Origin of the sequence: Bifidobacterium primatium (assembly GCF_002802875.1) — a bacterium.
Taxonomy (GTDB): domain Bacteria; phylum Actinomycetota; class Actinomycetes; order Actinomycetales; family Bifidobacteriaceae; genus Galliscardovia; species Galliscardovia primatium.
The window spans coordinates 118,221-136,680 of sequence record NZ_PEBI01000004.1; the positions used below are offsets into that span (position 1 = coordinate 118,221).

Consider the following 18,460-nt stretch of genomic DNA (forward strand, 5'->3'; position numbering starts at 1 on the left):
TGCTGTTCATGATTTCCATTACGACTTCGAACATGAACGGCATCCGGGCGGCGGCCCGTAAGAACGTCGGAGCCTGGGTGGACGCGCACACGCCCGATGTGTGGTGTATGCAGGAGGTGCGTGCCCCGCAGGATGCGCTCGACCCGATATTCGACGATTTCGCGAATCGGTATGCGGCCGCCGGTGCCGTCGAAAGGCCGGACGTCCTCCGGCGGGTGAACGAGGTGTGTCGGGTCAAGGGCCGTGCCGGCGTGGGGCTTCTCTCGTCGCTGCCCGTGGTCGAGACGCGTCATGGTCTGCCCGGGCTGGACGAGGACGTCGATTCCGGCCGCTGGATAGAGGCCGACGTACGGACCCCGGAGGGCTATGTGATCACCGTCGCCTGCGTGTATGTGCATGCCGGCAGCGCGGAGGACGAGACGAAGATGGCGCAGAAGTACCGGTTCCTCGACCGTATGCTCGTGCGTCTGGGCCAACTGCAGGAGGAGGCCGCGTCGGGCGGCCGGCAGGCGGTGCTGTGCGGCGATTTCAACATCGCGCATACGCCGCTCGACATCAAGAACGCCAAGGGCAATGTGAAGCATGCGGGTTTTCTGCCCGAGGAGCGCGCCTATGTGGACCGCTGGCTGGGCGAATACGAGTTCGTCGACGTGATGCGCGACCTTGCCGGCGACATCCAGGGGCCGTACACATGGTGGAGCCAGCGCGGCCGCGCGTTCGACAACAACGTGGGCTGGCGGCTCGACTACCAGTTCGCCACGCCGGAGCTGGCGGAGAGCGCCTGCGGGTTCGTCATCGACAAGGCGCCGACCTATGAGGCGCGATGGTCGGATCATGCGCCGCTGACCATCAGCTACGCCGTATGATGCGGCGGGGCGGCGAGGCCGGCTCCGCCGCCCCGGTTCTCAGTCTTTGATGGACAGCAGATGGTCGCGTAGGAGCTCGACGCTGCGGTCGGCCATGTAGCGATAGCCGAACCTGCCGGGATGGAAGTGGTCGGAGGCGTAGAACTGCGCGTCGTCGGCCTTCACGTCCTCATGCGTCATGTCGAGGTAGGTGACGCCGCGCTCGGCGCAGATGCGGCGGCTGGCCTCGGTCTGCTCGTCGATGCGGCCTTCGAGGTATCGTCGCAGCGTGGCGCCGAGCGAGGGGCTGTTGTACAGCTGTCCGCAGCTGTAGACGACGATGTCGTCGGCCAGGGCCTTGGCCTCGTCGAGCGTTGCGGAGAGGTCCTCGGACCATTCCCCGACGCTGCGCCGGGCCATGATGTCGTTCGAGCCTGCGCACAGCACCAGCAGGTCCGGTTTCTCATCGACCTCGGGCAGCAGACGGTAGCGCACGCGTCGCATGGTGGCGCCGAGCCTGCCGTGCGTGCTCCAATGCACCGGCCGTTCCAGCACGTCGGCGATGCCGCGCGCCAGATCGGGGATCAGGCCATCGGACTGGTCGTCGACGCCGCAGCCGGCGACCATGGAGTCGCCCACGGCCACGAGCGTGAACGGGCGGGCGGAGCCGTCTGCGGCGTATCGTTCGCCGACCAGTCCGGCGCGCTCGCCTTCCGGTTCCGGCGCGAGATGCACATGATGCTTCGCCCACCATGCCTCGAGCATCGCCACCGTCTTGTGCATGACGTTCATGTCTCTTCCCTTCCCCGTTCGTGGGCAGGCGTCCGCCTGGCGCGCATCGCCTGAGATTCGTCCGCCGCCTGCCCGTGGTTCATTCGGGACCACTATATGCTGCCCGGCGAACCTGCGGTCATGACTTCAAACGACCGATGATGCCGTCGTAGATGTACATGTCCTCGTCGAACCGTTTGCCGGCGAGTGTATAGGAGGCGTGACGCTCGCATCGGCGGGTGAGCCCCCGGTGGTCGTAGAACCCGAAATCGCAGGTGGTGTCGGTGTAGAGGAAGAAATCCCCGATGCCGGCGTCGTCCATGTGCTCGAGCGCCGCGTCGAACAGCCTGCGTCCGACGCCATGGCCGCGGTACCTGTCGTTGACGATGAACAGCACGATCTCGCCGTCGTAGCTCATGCCCTGGGTTCTGGCGTCCCGGCTCAGCTCGCGGTCGGTCCGCATGTATTCGTGGAACATGGCCAGTCCCTCCCTGCCGTCGCGGCTGGTGGCGAGCGCAGCATATGAGGCGATCTGGCGGAAGGTCAGGCGAAGGTCCCGGCGGGGGTTGCGTCGGTCGTTGACGACGATGAGCCCGGCGACGTCGCCGTCGATGTCGGCCACGCGCATGAACGTGCGTCGGGAGAGGCAGTTGCATGCGTCGATGCGGGCGAGCAGTTCGGCGGTGCGAGGCGACACCAGGCCGTCGTAGTTCCAGGTGCGTCTTACGATGTCCTCGATCTTCGGCATGTCCTCGGTTCGCATGGCCCTGAGCACGGCTTGCGATGTCATTGGCAGTCCTTCCTGTTTCGTCGGGCTTCCCCCACCCTAGCCGACGGCCCCGCCGCACGCCAGTCCGGAACGGAATGACGACATTCAGGCGACGTGCGGCGTATCTTCAGGTTTTTTCCCCGGATCGAGAGACAATGGTGTGGCAGCCGGCGATGGTGAAAGGCACCGGACGGGCCGGCGGGAAAGCTGGGTAACGATGATGTCGATGCTGTTCGATGACGACGCCGAGCTGGAGGACGAGTTCAGGTCCGTGGCGTTCGCGTCCGATGACGTGCGCGCGATGGAACGGCCCCTGTTGGAGGATGGCGTGCCGCTGATGCGCATGGCCGCCTCGGCGACTGCGATGACCGCGCGCGTGATGATGGCCCGCGCCCATGTCTCCCCCGATACCGCGCGCATCACCCTGCTCGCCGGAGGCGGCGACAATGGAGGCGACGGGCTGTTCGCGGCGGCCGAACTTGCCGCCGACGGCGTGGATGTGACCGTCGTGGCCGTGGGGCGTTCGTTGCATGAGGAGGGTTTTGCCGCGTTCCGCGCCGTGGGCGGCGAGGTCATCGTGCTGGATTCCGATGCGGAGATTCCCGGTGTGGACGGACCCCAGGATGCGCAGGAGGCCTCCGATCTGTTCGAGGAGGCCGTTTCGGCGGCGGAGAGCTCGCATCTGGTCATCGATGCGATGACGGGTATCGGGCTGCATGGCGCGCTTCGCGGCATTCCCGCGCAGGTCGCGGCGGCGCTCGGCGAGCATGGGCAGCTGCCCGATGTCATCGCCACGCCGTGCGGTGCGGGGCATGATGGATTCCCGCTCGTGCTGGCCGTCGACGCACCATCCGGCGTGGGCATCGATGACGGCACGCTTCCCGGACCGTATATTCCGGCGGATGCGACCATTACGTTCGGTGCGCTCAAGCCGTGCGACCTGCTGCCGCCGGCGACGTATGTGTGCGGCCAGCAGGTGCTGGTGGACTTCGGGTTCGACACCGAGCCGTTCCTGCCGGCGGTGGAGAACGTGACCCAGCGTACGGCGGCGCAGTCGATTCGTCTGCCGCATGTGAACGATTCGAAGTATTCGCGTGGCGTGGTGGGGTTGGTCACCGGTTCGGACGAGTATCCGGGGGCGGCCGTGCTGTCGTCGCGTGCGGCCGCGCTGTCGAATGTGGGCATGATTCGCTATGTCGGCCCGCGGATCGCACAGGATATGGTGCTGTCCCGTGTGCCGGAGGCCGTGATGGGCAAGGGGCATGTGCAGTCGTGGGTGGTCGGCTCCGGCGTTCCGTCCGGTCCCGATGAGGGTGATATGGATGCGCAGCGTAGGCGCATCGCCGCGTTGCTGGCGCATTATTCGTCCGAGGAGGACGGCAGCGAGGATCTGCCGCCGGTGGTCGTGGATGCGGGCGCGCTCGACCTGCTGCCGGAGAGTTGCGTGCCGCAGGTTCTCATCACCCCGCATGCCGGCGAGCTCGCCCGGCTGCTCAGCGAACGCGACGAGGATGTGAGCGTGCAGGACGTGCTCGCCGAGCCGCTGAACTGGGCGACGCGCGCATGGGAGCTCACCGGTGCGACGGTGCTGCTCAAGGGAGCGGTCACCGTGGTGGTCGGCGACGACGGCGACGGCAATCCGCATGTGTTCGTTTCGGGGTCTGGGCCGGCATGGCTGGCCACTGCCGGCGCCGGCGACGTGCTGGCCGGCGTCATCGGCGCCGTGCTGGCGCAGAACGCGGAGACGCTGGTCAGGCTGCCGGACCAGATGGCCGTGTTCGCCGCGGTCGGCTCCTACATCCATGGCCTCGCCGCCGGCATGGCGTCCGAGTCGTTCCAGCGCGGGTCGTGCCCGCCGGTGGTGTATGACGGCGCAAGCCCGTTGGAGTTCTTCCATGCCATGCAGCCGCGGCGTATCGAACCCGGAAGCGTACTGGACGGCACACTGGGCCATCCGATCGTGGCGGGCGAGGTCGCCGATTGCATTCCCGGTGTCTTCGGCACGCTCATCGGCATGTATGACGACAACGACGGAGACGACGATGACGATAACGTCACCGACGGCACCACGTCCGACGATGACGGCGACGACGCGGAATCCCCCGTCTTCTCAAGCGGATCGGGCACGGACGAAGCCGTGACGGCCGACGACGGGGACGATGCGGACGTCGTGCTTGATGTGGACCGAGACTACACGGACGAGGAACTCGACGCCCTCGCCGACGCGCTCTTCGCCAAATACGAGGAGGAGGAACGTCGTTAGGACGTCATAGGCCATATGTATCTGATGCATGGCGGGGCCGCCGGATTCGTCACGATCATCCGGCGGCCCCGCCATGTCATCGACCGATATGCGACCGGGCGATTATTCGGCGGCCTTGTCGATGCAGCTCAGGGCGTTGAGCGTGCGCGGGTAGCCGATGTAGGGCATGGTCTGGGAGACGACGGCGATGAGGAACGCCTTCTCGTTGCCCACGTTCATGTTCCCCTTCGCATGGGCGACGAGCTGGGACTCACATCCTCCCTGCGCGGCCAGGAAGCACAGCGTGATTATCTCGCGTCGGCGCGCGTCGAGACCGCCGCGCGTGTAGTAGTCGCCGAAGCAGTTGCCGACGAGCCAGCGATGGATGTGGCGGGTCTCCTCCGGACCGGCGTCGGCGAATCCGCGCATGTGTTCGCCGAAGATTTCGATCTGTGCGCGTTCGCCGGCCTCCATGCGGGTGCCGGGGCCGGTGGTGCCCTGCTGCTCGACCGGCAGGGGTATCTTTTCCTCGAGGAACACGTCGTTGGTGGCGTTGAGGAAGCCCATGACTCGTCCGATGCCGAGGTAGGCGGTCGCCTGGTAGACGATCTCCTTGATTTCGACCGGGGTGACGCCGGCCTTCAGCGCGGCGGGGAGCATAAGCCGGTATTCGTCGAGTCCCTGGCAACCGAGCAGCGCGGCGAGGATGGCCATGGAGCGGGTGCGGTCGTCGAGGTCGGGATGTGCCGCGCCTGGATCGTTCACCACTTCGTCGTAGGCGAACCGGCTGAACATCTCCACGAATTCGGGGTCGGTCTCGCCGAGCGGCTGCTTGTCGTTCATGAGCTGGTCGTATTTCTTCCTGAATGATTCGAATGCCATGGTTCAACACTTACCACGGAATCACGGACCATACGAATGTTCGTTGTGCATGGTCGTCCATGCGCGGACCGTATGAGCGTCGTCATGCGGCGGGCGCGCGTCGGTCAGTCATTGGCTCCGTCAGTCATTGGCTCCGTTGGCGAGGGTGCGGCCGATGACGTCGAGGAACGCCCGGGCCCCGTCTGCGCGGCCGCCGTTCTGGCCTGCGGCGTCGCGGGTCTCGTCGTTGAACACGTAGACGTCGAATGTGGGCAGTTCCACGCCGGTCACGGGCAGGGTTGCGAGACGGTCGTCGTTCCCGACGGCGACGGAGGCCATGAGGCCGACGGCAAGACCGGAGGCGATGATGGCCTTCATGGTGTTGACGTCGGCGACTTCGATGAGCTGGGTGACGTCGATGCGCGAGCGGAGGAACTCCGCGACCGCCTTGGAATGCACGAAGTCGTCGCCGAGAGTGACGAACCGCAGGCCCCGGAACAGCGTCTCGTCGGCGAAGTCGAAGTCGTGACGTCCTTTGAGCGCGTCGGGCGGGTTGGCGGTCGAATGGACGAGTTCGAAGGGGAAGGACGCGATCTTGAACGATTGGATGCCGCCGATGTCGGGACGGTCGTCGATGGTGGCCACGGCGCCGAAGTCCACGTCGTGGCGTTCGATCTGCTCCATGAGCCGTTTGGAGCCGACCGACTGCACGGATATGCGGCCGTGCAGCCGGTCGGCAAGCATGTCGATGGAGGCGTCGCCGAGCAGATAGGCGGAGATGATGGGCGGCAGCCCCACGGTGTAGACGTCGGGCGCGTGCGCGGCGTCGAGGTCGTCGGCGAGCGCGTCGAGCTCGCCGAGTATGGCGGCGGTATGGCGGACGACGATAAGGCCTTCGGCGGTGAGGCTGAGGCCTCCGCCGGCGCCGAAACGCTGACGTTGCAGCAGGGTGGCGCCGAGTCGGGATTCGAGGCGTTTGACCGCCTGTGAGACGGTGGGCTGGGAGACTCCGGCCGCGGAGGCGGCGTCGGTGAAGCTGCCGAGTTCGGCGACGAGCTGGAACAGTTCGAGGTCGCGTATGTTCTCTATCGACGCCACATTGCCTCCCCCGCGTACGACGACATTGGTGTGTGTCATTGTACGCGGGGTGTTCGAGGAACCGACCTCAGTCCTCGGGGTGCCAGGTGGCGGCGTCGACGGCGGCGGGCACATCGGGCACGGGTTCGCGGTTGAGACCTTCGGCGATGGCCTGTTCGGCCACGGCGGTGGCGACCCTTCGGGAGATCTCGGTGAGGCGGCTGACCGGCGGCAGTACGGCGGCGCCCGGCTGGTCCACGTCGATCATGTCGGAGATGGCGTGGGCGCCGGCGAGCAGCATGCGGTCGCTGATGAGGCGCGCCTTGCCGACGATGGCGCCGAAGCACAGGCCCGGGTACATGAGCGCGTTGTTGCCCTGGCCGATGTGGTAGGTGACGCCGTTGTATTCCACGGGGGCGGATGGCGTGCCGGTGATGACGAACGCCTTGCCGTCGGTCCAGCGAATCACGTCGGCGGCCTTGGCCTCGGCGAGTTCGGTCGGGTTGGAGATCGGGCAGATGAGCGGGCGCTCCACGTGGCTGGCCATGGCGGTGACGACGCGTTCGTCGAAGGCGCCGGGGCGGGTGGAGGTGCCGATGAGCACGGACGGCCTGAACGCGTCGACGACCTGGGCGAGGTCGGTGGTGTCGGCCACGTCGGCGAATTCGGCCGGGTCGTGCGCGTACTTGCGCTGGCCTTCGGTGAGATTCTCCTGGCCTTCGAGCACGAGGCCGTAGCGGTCGACGAGGGCGACCTGCGCCATGGCCTGGGCGCGGTCCATGCCGCCGTTCATGACCATGTCGTCGACGAGCTGGTCGGCGATGCCGACGCCGGCGGTGCCCGCGCCGAACACGAGGATGCGCGTGTCCTCGTAGCCGGTGCCGGCGATCCTGCGGGCGGCGACGAGTGCGGCGAGCACGGTCACGCCGGTGCCCTGGATGTCGTCGTTGAGGGTGAGTACGTCACGACGGTAGCGTTCGAGGATCGGCGCGGCGGTGGGGCGGCCGAAGTCCTCCCAGTGCAGCAGGGCGTCCGGGTAGAGTTCGAGGCTGTCGTGCACGAACGCGTCGATGAACGCGTCGTAGCGTTCGCCTCGCACGCGGGGGAACCGGTTGCCCACGTAGTCGGGGTTCTCGAGCAGTTCCTTGCGGTTGGTGCCCACGTCGATCATGACGGGCAGCACGCGCGAGGGGTCGATGCCGGCGGCGGCCGTGTAGACGGCGAGCTTGCCGGTGAGGATCTCCGCGCCCTGCGCACCCCAGTCGCCGATGCCGAGGATGCCTTCGCCGTCGGTGGCCACGATGAGGTCGATGTCGCGGCCCTGGGCGTACTGGCGCAGCGCGTCCTTGATGCGTTCGGGATGCTCGATGGACACGTAGGCCACGTCGCTGCCGAGATAGTACCTGTCGTACTGCTGGATGGACTGGGCGACGGTCGGCGCGTATACGATCGGCATGTATTCGGTCAGGTGACGGGCCATGCCGTGGTAGAACAGCGCACGGTTTTCGCGGGCCACGCCCATCAGGTACAGCCGCTTGTTGAGGTCGCCGTCGATGGCGGAGAAGCGGGCGTGCATCACCTTTTCCTGTGCGTCGAGCGTGCGCACGGCGGCGGGCAGCAGACCGTCCACGTCGTTGGCGATGCGCTCCGCGGCGGTGAAGGCGGCGCCCTTGTTGGCGAAGGGGTTCCTCAGCGTTTCCATTCCGGTCATGATTACCGTCCTTAGTCTCGACTTCCCGCCGGCTTCCGCCGACGTCCGGGCCTCGCTGCCCGGCTGATGTCTACCAACCTAGGAAGACGGCGCGCACCCTACAAATAAACAACGCTTATATGTACGACACGCCTGAAATATCAACGTTCATAGCCATGACCAACGGCGAGTCCACCCCATATAGACGATGCTTATTTGTGAACCACGTCACAGTTTCCCTACGCTCGATTGCATCACATTGGATCCGCACGATGACGACGACGCCATCCGCGGTCCCACCCAAACGCAACGCCGCACGAAGGAGCATCATGACGCAGACAACCAGGCAACGAACCAGCCAGCTCATCAAGGCCGCGGTCTGCGTGGCCGTCACCGTCGCCATCTATATGGTGCCGCCGCCCGGCGGCCTCGAGCCCAGGGCCATGCACATGCTCGCCATCTTCCTCGGCACCATCCTCGGCCTCATCCTCCAGCCATTGCCCACATCGGCAGTCGCCATCATCGGCCTGACCATCGCCATGCTCACCGGCGCCATGGACCCGAAGACCGAGGCGTTCGCCGGGCTCGGCAGCGCATCCATCTGGCTCATCGTCGCCGCGTTCTTCATCGCCCAGGGCTTCGTCAAGACCGGACTCGGTCGCCGCATCGCCCTGGTGTTCATCAGCCTGCTCGGCAAGTCCACGCTCGGCATATCCTACGGCCTGTCCGCCGCCGACCTGCTGCTCGCCCCCGCCACCCCGTCGAACACGGCGCGCCTCGGCGGCATCCTCTTCCCCATCATCACGTCCATCAGCGACGTGCAGAAGTCCACGCCGGAATCCGACGAATCCCGTCGCCGCATCGGCGCCTACCTCGCCATCACCGCCAACAACGTCAACGCCATCACCTCCGCCATGTTCATCACCGCCATGGCCGCCGGCCCCGTCGTCGCCCAGCTCGCCGCCGACTCGGACGTCACCATCGGATGGGGCACGTGGGCGCTCGCCGGCATCGTCCCCGGCGTGCTGTGCCTGCTCATCATCCCGGCGCTGGTCTACAAGGTGTATCCGCCGACCATCAAGCATGTGCCGTCCGCGCAGAGCGACGCCCGCAAGGAGCTCAAGGAGCTGGGACGCCTGAGCGTCAAGGAGTGGATCATGGCCGCCACGTTCGTCGTCATGCTGGTGCTGTGGGCCACCGGTTCGATGACCGGCATCAGCGCCACCACCGTCGCGTTCCTCGGCGTGGCCGTGCTGCTCGTCTCCGGCATCATCACGTGGAAGGACATGGCGGCCAACACCTCCGCCTGGTCCACGCTCATCTTCTTCGGCGTGCTGGTCGGCATGGCCACCCCGATCAATAAGCTCGGCGTGGCCGAATGGGCCGGCGAGATCATCGCGCAGGCCACGGACGGCCTGCCGTGGATGGCGGTGCTGGCGCTGCTCACGGTCTGCTACTTCCTCATGCATTACCTGTTCGCCGCCGAACTCGCCCAGGCGGTGGCCCTGTACACGCTGTTCCTCGGCGTGGCCGTCGCCGCCGGCGCTCCCCCGGCCGCCTCCGCACTCATGCTCGGCTGCACCACCGGCCTGATCGGCGCGATGACGCACTACGCCTCCGGCCCGGCCGCCCTGATCTACGGCGCCGGCTACGTGAAGACGCCCGAGTTCCTGAAGATCGGTTTCCTGTGCGGCATCGTCTCGGTGGCCGTCTGGCTCACGGTCGGCATGGGTTGGTGGAAGATCATCGGCATCTGGTGATCGGAACGACGTCCGGATCATAGACGCGGAATCATTCGCGCCCCGGCCTCTTCCCGGCGTCATCGCCGGCGAAGAGGCCCTTCGTCGTTCTTGGTTCCTCATACGCGTATCGCGGTATCGAGGGCAGTGAGCTTCCCGCCACCTCTCACGCTACCCTTGTTTGTCCCGACACACCTCTACCACCCCAAAGGCAAACGTTAAATGTGATGCAAATCACAGGAATGGAAGAATCCGACCCGAGACGTCAGCCATAGACTCGGGGCATGACCATTGTCCATATTCCAGTCGGGGCCCGGCTCGTGGTCCGTACGACGGCAGGAACGAACGAAGAGGGACGCGAGCAGTACCGCGATTTCGTCGGCCATGTGACGGCATGGGACGGGGTGACGCTGAGCCTGCTGCGCGACGAATCCGCGAACGGGCGCCGTCCGGCCCAGCTGGTCGACATCAAGGCGGCCGACATCGTTCGGTTCAAGCCGGTCCCCGAACGCCCGACGAACATCGAACGACTGCGCGCCGGACACCGAGCCTGATTCCTTATTTGCACAACGTGTTGATGCTGTAAGATGTTGCCGACGGGACAATCATCGCGACGCCCATCGGCAAGGAGACGACATGGCACAGCGCAGGAATACGCGGACCGAGGCGGCGGTCAAGCAGGCGTTCATCACCCTGACCCGGAAGAAGGGATTCGACGCCACCACGGTGAGCGACATCGCCCGCGAGGCGCAGATCAACCGCGGCACGTTCTACACGCATTACACCGACAAGTTCGATTTGCTACAGCAGCTCATGGCCAACGCCGTGGGCGATCTGGCCGACATCATCCTCAGATCGCAGCGTCAGCCGGGGCAGGAGTTCATCCCGTATGAGGCCATTCTCGGCGGACTGCGCTATATCAAGGGGGATTTCGATTTCTTCGACGCCATATCGCACAGCGGCTCCGACATGGAGCTCTACACCAAGACGAAGGAGCTGATCGCCGACCTGCTGGTGGTCGAAACGGAGAAATCGGGGATACGGCTGGAGGCGGACGGCATCCCCGTCATGTACGGCAAGGAGATGATGGCCTCGGCCCTGACCTCGGCCATCTGGATGTGGCTGCGACGCGGCTGCGACGAATCGCCGGAGGACATGGCCATGCTCATCGAACGGGCGAAGAAGATCGCATCCGACAGACCGCTCGACGCGGCGCTGTCGGATGACGTCTCCCGGTAGGTCCCGCCCTGATTCCGAAGCGGAGAGGGACGGCTACAGCGCCGTGCGCACCTGCGCCACGAAGCCGTGACGGCCGGCGAGGCGGATGATGTGCTCGCCCCGCTTCGCGGATTCCAGCAGGTCGGCGCGCCAATTGCCGGCATCGATCGACAGCGATACCTCGTCGTAGTCGACGTCACCGGAACGCTGCCAGGCTTTGAATTCCCGGTAGGGCTGCGCGACGGAGAAGAACCCGCGGATGGATTCACGACTGGATTCGGCCGTCGCGTCGCTCGCCGCGGTGGCCTCACTCTCAAGCAGGTCGGCCATGCCGGCGAGACGTCGGCTCATATGGCGCAGCAGTTCGGCCACGTTCGCGGCGTCCTCCTCCACCATGGCGCGGGTGCGGTCGGGATCGGTGAGCGCCACGCGCGTCATGTCGCGCCAGCAGCCGGCGGCGAGCGCCTGCGCGATGTTGCGTTCGGGCATGGCGGTCAGTTCGTTGGCGAGCGCGGTGGCGACCACGTGCGGCATGTGCGAGATCATGGCGGCCGCGCGGTCGTGGGTGTCGTCGTCCAGCACGATGATGCGGTTGCCGACGCCGTTGCAGATCATGTCGGCGACGATGAGGAAGCGGTCGTAGTCGGTGTGGCCGTCCACGGTGACGGCCCAGAGCGCGTCGTCGTAGAGGTCGGGGCTGGAGGCGCCGTATCCAGAGAACTCGCTGCCGGCCATGGGGTGGGCGCCGACGTAGCGGTCGGCCAGTCCGGCGGCCTTGACCTCGTCGCGCACCTGTCCCTTGACGCTGCCGACATCGGTGAGCGTCGTATGGGGGCCGAGCACCGGAGCGAGACTCGCCAAGGCCTGCGGCATGGCCTTCAGCGGGGTGCACAGCACGAGGACGTCCGGCTTGGCGAGGGCGAGGTCCTCGATGCGGTCCATGCATTCGATGCCGGCGGCCCGCGCCTGCTCGTACGGGTGCGGACGATGGTTCCATGCCACGACGCGGCGCCCGTCGGCGACGAGGCGGCGTGCCAGGGAGCCACCGATCAGGCCGAGTCCGGCGATGGCGATGGTGGCGGCCTGCGGCAGTCCGCCGTTTTCGTTCATGTCGTTCATTTCCACAGCAGTTCCCTATCGGTCTCGGGGCCGTTGTTCCGGCCGGTCGTCGTGTCGTCGAGATGGATGCCGCCCTGCGGGAGCATCCACGCGCTGACGGGCGGACTGGGCCTCTCCCTCCGGGGATAGACGGCCAGGGTCTTGACCCAGTCGCCGTGGGCGAGCACCTGTCCGAGCGCGGCCTTGAACTGCGGCTGCCATGGGGCGGCGTCGAACGTGGCGATGAAGCTGTAGGTGCCGTCGTTGCCCTTGATGGGCCTCGAGATGAAGCTGGTCATGTTGAGACCGGCGTATCGCAATATGTCGAGCAGGTTGGCGAGTACGCCGGGGCCGGTGTTGAGCAGGATGAACGCCACGATGGATTCGAAGTCCCGATCGTCGGATCGTATGGATGCGAGCTGGCGCCTCACCTCGTCGCGGGGCGCGAGAACGAGGAACTCGGTGCGTCCGCCGTCGAAGTCCTGCACGGCATGAGACAGCACGTCGAGGCCGTAGATGTCGGCGCAGACGGACGGCGCGAGCGCGATCTGGTCATCGGCGATGTCACGGCATGCCGCGGCGTTGGACGCCGTCGGCCGGACCGCGAGCCCCTGTTCGGCGATGAATCCCGCGCATTGCGCCAGCCCATGCGGATGCGCGCATATGGTGGTGAGTTCCGTATGGTTCGGTCTGACGAGGGCGTCGAAGGCGATGCCCATCCCCACGCGTGCGAATCCGGCGATGTCGTCCGCGTCGATGAGCGCATCGAGGTTCGGCACGACGTAGCCTTCGACGTTGTTCTCCCAGGCGATGACGCCCCAGCCCTCATGGTTGCGCACGGCGTCGAAGATGGCGGCGACGTTCGGTTCGGCGACGCACTCCCCCGCGCCGTCGATGAGCCGGGACGCCTCCATGGCGGCCTGATGGGTGAACGACCCTCTTGGGCCGAGATAATGCAGCGTTGTGGCCATGCCGGTCCTTTCCCGAATCGATGAGCGTCGCCGCGGAGACGATGGGTGTCTATCCACCATAGGCGGGAGCGCGGCGAGACGAGAGGCTCGTTTCAGTGCGTGGACTCATGCGGGTAGCGTTCGCGCGGTGGCACATGGCACCATTGCCGGGGCATGACCAGCACGAGCACCTGCACGGCGACCATGCCGAGCAGCCAGATGATGCCGGCCTTCTGCATGATCGGGGAATAGGCGTCGGACGTGTATCCGAAGATGATGAGCGCCCTGGAGTTCGATGCATGGGAGGCGATGAGCATGGCCGCCGCGCCGGAGGCGATGAGATGGAAGCCCACGCCGAGACCGTCGCAGCGTGCTCGCGCCGACCACGCGGATATGCCGACCAGCAGCAGCGAGAGCACAAGACCGTAGGGGATGTTCCACGGCACGCCCATGCGATGGGCCGCCGAACCGACGAGGCCGACGATGAAGCCGGAGAGGACGCAGACGAACAGGCGCGCCCACATGGGCAAACGAAAACTCCACGGCATCCGTCGCATGGTGTCGTCGGATCGCTGCCGTGGAGTTCGTTTCATCGTTCGCTGAGCCATACGTTCCAGTATGGCGCGATGTTGCGACCGCCGACGCCCCGCCAAGGCCGTCGACGGTCGTCGGAACAACTACTTGTTGTTGTTCTGCTGAACCGTCAAGCGGGGAGCCCATCAGGGCTCCCCGTAGGTGAAGGGAGGCGGCCGCCAAGGCCGTCGACGGTCGTCAGAACAACTACTTGTTGTTGTTCTGACGACGCTGCTTGGCACGCCACTTGTACCATTCGTCGCGGCTGAGGATGATCTTGCGCACGCGGATGGATTCGGGGGTGACCTCGACGCACTCGTCCTCGTTGGCGAAGTCCAGGGACTCCTCGAGGCTCATCTTGATCGGCGGGGTGAGGGTCTCGAGCACGTCGGCGGTGGCGGAGCGCATGTTGGTCATGTGCTTGGCCAGCGTGATGTTCACGTCGAGCTCATCGGGCTTGTTGTTGATGCCGACGACCTGGCCCTCATACACCGGGGACTGCGGTTCGACGAAGAAGTTGCCGCGGGCCTGCAGACGCTGCATGGCATACGGGGTGGCGACGCCCTGACGGTCGGAGACCATGGAGCCGTTCTGGCGGATGGTGATCTCGCCGGCCCACGGGGCATATCCGGCGGAGATGGAGGATGCGATGCCGGTGCCGCGGGTGGCGCTCAGCAGCGCGGTGCGGAATCCGATGAGGCCGCGGGACGGCACGGTGAACTGCAGACGCACCCAGCCGGAGCCGTGGTTGGTCATGTTGTCCATGCGGCCCTTGCGGTCGGCCATGAGCTGGGTGACGGCGCCCATGTATTCCTCGGGCACGTCGATGGTGGTGTTCTCCATCGGCTCGTTGACCTTGCCGTCGATGGTCTTGGTGACCACCTGCGGACGGCCGACGGTCAGCTCGTAGCCTTCGCGGCGCATCTGCTCGGCGAGCACGGCCAGCGCCAGCTCGCCACGACCCTGGACCTCCCAGGCGTCCGGACGCTCGGTGGGCAGCACCTTGATGGACACGTTGCCGATGAGCTCGCGGTCGAGGCGGTCCTTGATCATGCGGGCGGTGAGCTTGTGGTCCTTGCCTTCGGTGCCGGCCAGCGGCGAGTCGTTGACGCCGAAGGTCATGGAGATGGCCGGGTCGTCCACGTGGATGAGCGGCAGCGGCTTCGGGTCGTTGGGGTCGACGATGGTCTCGCCGATCATGATGTCGTTCACGCCGGCGACGGCCACGATGTCGCCGGGGCCCGCCTCCTCGACCGGCTGGCGGTCGAGGCCCTGGGTGCGCAGCAGCTCGGAGACGCGGAAGTTCTCGATGGAGCCGTCCACACGGGACAGGCCGTAGGTGGCGCCCTTCTTCAGGGTGCCGTTGTAGATGCGGACCAGACCGAGTCGGCCGAGGAAGTCGGAGGAGTCGATGTTGGCCACATGCGCCTGCAGCGGGGCGCCTTCCTCGTATTCGGGGGCGGGGATGTTGGAGATGATGGCTTCGAACAGCGGCTCGAGGTTGTCGTTGTCGGGCAGACCGCCGTCGGCGGGCTGGTCGGTGGAGGCGTAGCCGGCCTTGGCGGCGCAGTAGATCACCGGCATTTCGAGCAGCTGGTCGAGATCGAGGTCGATACCCTCGTGCTGCACGTCGTCGGCGAGGCCGAGCAGCAGGTCGGAGGTCTCGCCGACGACCTCTTCGATACGGGCGTCGGGGCGGTCCACCTTGTTCACGCACAGGATGACCGGCAGCTTGGCCTCGAGGGCCTTGCGCAGCACGAAGCGGGTCTGCGGCAGCGGGCCCTCGGAGGCGTCCACGAGCAGGACGACGCCGTCGACCATGGAGATGCCGCGCTCCACCTCGCCGCCGAAGTCGGCGTGGCCGGGGGTGTCGATGATGTTGAGGGTGATGCCTTCGGGATGGCCGTACTTGGCGGCCAGCGGGCCGGTGTACTCCACGGCCGTGTTCTTGGCGAGAATGGTGATGCCCTTCTCGCGTTCCAGATCGTTGGAGTCCATCACGCGATCCGGGACTTCCTCGCGTTCGTTGAACACGTGGGACTGCTGGAGCATTGCGTTCACCAGTGTGGTCTTGCCGTGGTCGACGTGAGCCACAATCGCCACATTACGGATATCACCGCGTACCGCCATCGAAAACCTCTCTTAGTTGACTGTCTATTTGCGTCTCGAATGGATTATTTCGGAAAAACTGGTTCTGTCTTTATCCCTGAAATACACAAACCGCACCAATGATAGCCGTATTCCTTGACAGCGGACCTGCCGGAAGATGCGGCGGGGCACGTCGGGGAACGGGACGGATTCGGCTACTGCGCCGCCTCGTCGGCCGAGCCGGGGAGGAACGGCGCCAATGAGGGCAGCTCGTCGAGGCTGCGCAGTCCCATGTGTTCGAGGAACAGGTCGCTGGTGACCAGCAGCGCCGCATGGGTCTCGTCGTCCACGCCGCGTTCGGCGATGAGCTCCCTCATGGCGAGGGACCGGATGACGCCGTCGGAGTTCACGCCGCGGATCGCGGCCACCTGCGCGCGCGTGACCGGCTGCTGGTAGGCGACGATGGCCAGCGTCTCCAGCGCGGCCTGCGAGAGTCTCGCCGTCTGTCCTCCGCCGAGGTAGGCCGTCACCACCGGCTCGAATTCCCTTCGGCTGGCGAACTGCCAGCCTCGTGCGGTGTGGCGGAGTTCGAAGCCGTGCGGGGTCGTTTCGTCGTCGTAGCGGTCCTGCAGGGACTTCAGGGCGTGTTCGATGGATTCCACATCCGCGGCGAGCACCCGGGCCAGTTCGTCGGCGCCGCATGGATGGTCGGCCACCATGAGGATCGCCTCCAGGCATGCGCCCAGTCCGCCGGGGAATCCGGCGGGGTCGAGTCGTTCGGTGTGGTGTTCTGCGGTATTGGCCATCAGGCGAAATCCCCCTCGTCGATCAATGCGATGTCGTCGATCGCGGCATCGTGCCGCGACCCGTCGTGGTCGGCCCAGCGCAGGTGCAGTGCGGCATACGGCTCGTCCTGTCGGAACTGTACGACGCCGTGTTTGAAGAACGCCAGCAGCGCGAGGAACCTCGCCGCGATCTGCAGACGGGTCTCGGCATCGGCGGTGAGTTCGGCAAAGGTGAGCGATTCGCCGACGGGCAGCGAGCGGAGACGGGTGCGCACGATCGCCGCCTGCTGTCGCAGGTCGACCAGCGGCACATGCAGCTGATGCAGCGACACCTCGCTTGCGGGCGCATTGGCCAGGGCATGCGCCGCCAGTCCTGCGAGCTGTTCGGGCGTGACGGTCCAGACGAGTTCCGGCGGTTCGGCGACGACGTCGGCGGCGCCGCCCGGATGGGGCATGCGGCCGGCGTTGTCGGCGAAACGCCGGCGGAAGTCCTCGCCGGCCTGCTTGAACGCGCGATACTGCAGCAGTCTGGCGAACAGCAGGTCGCGTTCACGCAGCGCATCCATGCCGTGACCGTCCGGCTCGCCGTCATCGTCCGACGGCAGCAGCGCCGCACTTTTCGCCTCGATGAGCACCGAGGCCACGTCGATGAATGCGCTGGCCTCGTCCATGTTGCGCTCGAAGTCCAGGGCATCGAGATGATGCAGGAACTCCTCGGTGATGGCGGAGAGCGACACCTCGGTCAGTTCGAGGCGCTTGTTGGCCAGGAGGCCGAGGAGGACGTCGAACGGGCCCTGATACGCCTCGAGCTCGACGGTGAACCCGCCCGGCGACGCCTCGACGGCGGTCTCGGAATCCGGGACGGGCATGCGCTCAGGCGACGACACCACGGGCGACGAGCTCGCGGGCCACCTCGCGATATTCCTTGGCGGTCTTGTGCTGCGGCGCGTACATGGTGATGGGCGCGGCGGCGATGGTGGCGTCGGGCAGTTTGATGGAACGGGTGATGACCGTGTGGAACACCTTGTCCTGGAAGGCCTCGTAGATGCGGTCGAGTACCTCTTCGGAATGCAGGGTGCGCGTGTACATGGTCACCAATACGCCGTAGACCTCGAGCCCGGGGTTGATGCGGCTCTTGACCTTCTCGATGGACTGCATGAGCAGCGCCACGCCGCGCAGCGCGAAGAACTCGGCGGCGACGGGGATGATGACGCCGTCCGCGGCGGTCAGCGCGTTCACGGTGAGCAGGCCCAGGGAGGGCTGGCAGTCGATGATGATGACGTCGTATTCGTCGCGCAGCGGACGCAGCACGCCGGCGAGCACCTGTTCGCGACCGACCTCGGTGACGAGCTGCACCTCCGCGGCGGACAGGTCGATGTTGGCGGGGATGATGTCGAGGTCGGGGAACCGCGTGTGGTGGATAACGGCATGGGGGTCCATCGACATGTTGAACATCGCCGTGTAGATGGTGTTGTCCACGGAGTTCGCGTTGATGCCGAGCCCGACGGAGGATGCGCCCTGCGGGTCGAAGTCCACGATGAGCACCTTGCGGCCGAAGTTCGTCAGCGCGCCGGCGATGTTGATGGATGAGGTGGTCTTGCCTACGCCGCCCTTCTGGTTGCACATGGCGATGATGGTCGCAGGTCCGTGATGGTCCAAAGCTTCTGGCGCGGGAAAGGTCTCGTAGTCGCGCCCCAACAGATCAGTAGGCATAGGCACCATGCTAACAACAGCCGTGCATCAATCATGCATTA

The 18,460-nt window shown here is 66.1% G+C and carries 16 protein-coding genes and 1 pseudogene; 5 read left to right on the forward strand and 12 right to left on the reverse strand.

The window, feature by feature from the left end; translation table 11 throughout:
* The first annotated feature begins 8 nt into the window (after positions 1-8).
* Positions 9-866 carry an exodeoxyribonuclease III gene (locus CS006_RS08495; RefSeq protein ID WP_100511392.1) on the forward strand — a complete coding sequence of 286 codons (858 nt, stop codon included), beginning with the start codon at positions 9-11 and terminating at the stop codon, positions 864-866.
* A gap of 39 nt (positions 867-905) precedes the next feature.
* On the opposite strand, the gene CS006_RS08500 is transcribed toward CS006_RS08495, so the two are convergent.
* Both CS006_RS08500 and CS006_RS08505 read right to left on the reverse strand, forming a co-directional pair.
* Positions 906-1,637 (reverse strand): SGNH/GDSL hydrolase family protein, encoded by a 732-nt coding sequence (locus CS006_RS08500; RefSeq protein WP_100511393.1) that lies wholly within the window; start codon positions 1,635-1,637, stop codon positions 906-908.
* Between the two features lie 118 nt (positions 1,638-1,755).
* Positions 1,756-2,406 (reverse strand): GNAT family N-acetyltransferase, encoded by a 651-nt coding sequence (locus CS006_RS08505; RefSeq protein WP_100511394.1) that lies wholly within the window; start codon positions 2,404-2,406, stop codon positions 1,756-1,758.
* 205 nt (positions 2,407-2,611) lie between these two features.
* On the opposite strand from CS006_RS08505, the gene CS006_RS08510 reads away from it, so the two are divergent.
* Entirely contained in the window at positions 2,612-4,648 is a 2,037-nt protein-coding gene (locus CS006_RS08510) for a bifunctional ADP-dependent NAD(P)H-hydrate dehydratase/NAD(P)H-hydrate epimerase (protein ID WP_207760033.1), read from the forward strand.
* Between the two features lie 102 nt (positions 4,649-4,750).
* On the opposite strand, the gene CS006_RS08515 is transcribed toward CS006_RS08510, so the two are convergent.
* From CS006_RS08515 to CS006_RS08525, 3 genes and pseudogenes are all read right to left on the reverse strand, one after another.
* A complete protein-coding gene (locus tag CS006_RS08515; protein ID WP_100511395.1) occupies positions 4,751-5,509 on the reverse strand; it encodes a carboxymuconolactone decarboxylase family protein in 759 nt (252 codons plus the stop codon).
* Between the two features lie 120 nt (positions 5,510-5,629).
* The gene (locus CS006_RS08520; RefSeq protein WP_165777316.1) at positions 5,630-6,625 is read right to left on the reverse strand and encodes a LysR family transcriptional regulator; all 996 of its coding nucleotides are present in this window, start codon (positions 6,623-6,625) and stop codon (positions 5,630-5,632) included.
* A 28-nt stretch (positions 6,626-6,653) separates the two neighbouring features.
* Positions 6,654-8,288, reverse strand: a pseudogene (locus CS006_RS08525) (NAD-dependent malic enzyme); the annotation flags it as partial.
* A gap of 296 nt (positions 8,289-8,584) precedes the next feature.
* On the opposite strand from CS006_RS08525, the gene CS006_RS08535 reads away from it, so the two are divergent.
* The 3 genes from CS006_RS08535 to CS006_RS08545 all read left to right on the forward strand — a co-directional run bounded on the left by CS006_RS08535 (position 8,585) and on the right by CS006_RS08545 (position 11,233).
* On the forward strand, positions 8,585-10,015 hold the full coding sequence (locus tag CS006_RS08535; protein WP_100511399.1) for a DASS family sodium-coupled anion symporter: 1,431 nt from the start codon (positions 8,585-8,587) through the stop codon (positions 10,013-10,015).
* Between the two features lie 263 nt (positions 10,016-10,278).
* Positions 10,279-10,548, forward strand: a complete 270-nt coding sequence (locus tag CS006_RS08540; RefSeq protein ID WP_100511400.1) for a DUF6725 family protein — start codon at positions 10,279-10,281, stop codon at positions 10,546-10,548.
* Between the two features lie 82 nt (positions 10,549-10,630).
* Entirely contained in the window at positions 10,631-11,233 is a 603-nt protein-coding gene (locus CS006_RS08545) for a TetR/AcrR family transcriptional regulator (RefSeq protein WP_100511401.1), read from the forward strand.
* 33 nt (positions 11,234-11,266) lie between these two features.
* Here CS006_RS08545 and CS006_RS08550 read toward each other — a convergent pair whose 3' ends face one another.
* The 7 genes from CS006_RS08550 to CS006_RS08580 form a co-directional block, all read right to left on the reverse strand.
* The gene (locus CS006_RS08550; protein ID WP_100511589.1) at positions 11,267-12,322 is read right to left on the reverse strand and encodes a prephenate dehydrogenase; all 1,056 of its coding nucleotides are present in this window, start codon (positions 12,320-12,322) and stop codon (positions 11,267-11,269) included.
* 5 nt (positions 12,323-12,327) lie between these two features.
* Positions 12,328-13,281 (reverse strand): prephenate dehydratase, encoded by a 954-nt coding sequence (locus CS006_RS08555; RefSeq protein WP_100511402.1) that lies wholly within the window; start codon positions 13,279-13,281, stop codon positions 12,328-12,330.
* 92 nt (positions 13,282-13,373) lie between these two features.
* Positions 13,374-13,790, reverse strand: coding sequence for an alcohol dehydrogenase (locus CS006_RS08560; RefSeq protein WP_133119554.1), 417 nt, complete (start codon positions 13,788-13,790; stop codon positions 13,374-13,376).
* Positions 13,791-14,040: 250 nt separating this feature from the next.
* Positions 14,041-15,963 carry a translational GTPase TypA gene (gene typA / locus CS006_RS08565; RefSeq protein ID WP_100511404.1) on the reverse strand — a complete coding sequence of 641 codons (1,923 nt, stop codon included), beginning with the start codon at positions 15,961-15,963 and terminating at the stop codon, positions 14,041-14,043.
* Positions 15,964-16,136: 173 nt separating this feature from the next.
* Positions 16,137-16,727 (reverse strand): SMC-Scp complex subunit ScpB, encoded by a 591-nt coding sequence (gene scpB, locus CS006_RS08570; RefSeq protein ID WP_100511405.1) that lies wholly within the window; start codon positions 16,725-16,727, stop codon positions 16,137-16,139.
* A complete protein-coding gene (locus CS006_RS08575; RefSeq protein ID WP_100511590.1) occupies positions 16,727-17,575 on the reverse strand; it encodes a segregation and condensation protein A in 849 nt (282 codons plus the stop codon). The genes scpB and CS006_RS08575 overlap by 1 nt, the downstream gene beginning before the upstream one ends.
* Positions 17,576-17,579: 4 nt before the next feature.
* A complete protein-coding gene (locus tag CS006_RS08580) occupies positions 17,580-18,419 on the reverse strand; it encodes a ParA family protein (RefSeq protein ID WP_100511406.1) in 840 nt (279 codons plus the stop codon).
* Positions 18,420-18,460 lie beyond the last annotated feature (41 nt).

Bases quoted from the DNA above. Each gene is read 5' to 3' on its own strand.
- CS006_RS08515 (WP_100511395.1), bottom strand. From the start codon at position 5,509: ATGGCATTCGAATCATTCAGGAAGAAATACGACCAGCTCATGAACGAC.
- CS006_RS08580 (WP_100511406.1), bottom strand. From the start codon at position 18,419: ATGCCTACTGATCTGTTGGGGCGCGACTACGAGACCTTTCCCGCGCCA.
- CS006_RS08495 (WP_100511392.1), top strand. From the start codon at position 9: ATGATTTCCATTACGACTTCGAACATGAACGGCATCCGGGCGGCGGCC.
- CS006_RS08505 (WP_100511394.1), bottom strand. From the start codon at position 2,406: ATGACATCGCAAGCCGTGCTCAGGGCCATGCGAACCGAGGACATGCCG.
- CS006_RS08550 (WP_100511589.1), bottom strand. From the start codon at position 12,322: ATGAACGAAAACGGCGGACTGCCGCAGGCCGCCACCATCGCCATCGCC.
- CS006_RS08535 (WP_100511399.1), top strand. From the start codon at position 8,585: ATGACGCAGACAACCAGGCAACGAACCAGCCAGCTCATCAAGGCCGCG.
- CS006_RS08555 (WP_100511402.1), bottom strand. From the start codon at position 13,281: ATGGCCACAACGCTGCATTATCTCGGCCCAAGAGGGTCGTTCACCCAT.
- CS006_RS08540 (WP_100511400.1), top strand. From the start codon at position 10,279: ATGACCATTGTCCATATTCCAGTCGGGGCCCGGCTCGTGGTCCGTACG.
- CS006_RS08545 (WP_100511401.1), top strand. From the start codon at position 10,631: ATGGCACAGCGCAGGAATACGCGGACCGAGGCGGCGGTCAAGCAGGCG.
- CS006_RS08510 (WP_207760033.1), top strand. From the start codon at position 2,612: ATGCTGTTCGATGACGACGCCGAGCTGGAGGACGAGTTCAGGTCCGTG.
- scpB (WP_100511405.1), bottom strand. From the start codon at position 16,727: ATGGCCAATACCGCAGAACACCACACCGAACGACTCGACCCCGCCGGA.
- typA (WP_100511404.1), bottom strand. From the start codon at position 15,963: ATGGCGGTACGCGGTGATATCCGTAATGTGGCGATTGTGGCTCACGTC.
- CS006_RS08575 (WP_100511590.1), bottom strand. From the start codon at position 17,575: ATGCCCGTCCCGGATTCCGAGACCGCCGTCGAGGCGTCGCCGGGCGGG.
- CS006_RS08500 (WP_100511393.1), bottom strand. From the start codon at position 1,637: ATGAACGTCATGCACAAGACGGTGGCGATGCTCGAGGCATGGTGGGCG.
- CS006_RS08520 (WP_165777316.1), bottom strand. From the start codon at position 6,625: ATGACACACACCAATGTCGTCGTACGCGGGGGAGGCAATGTGGCGTCG.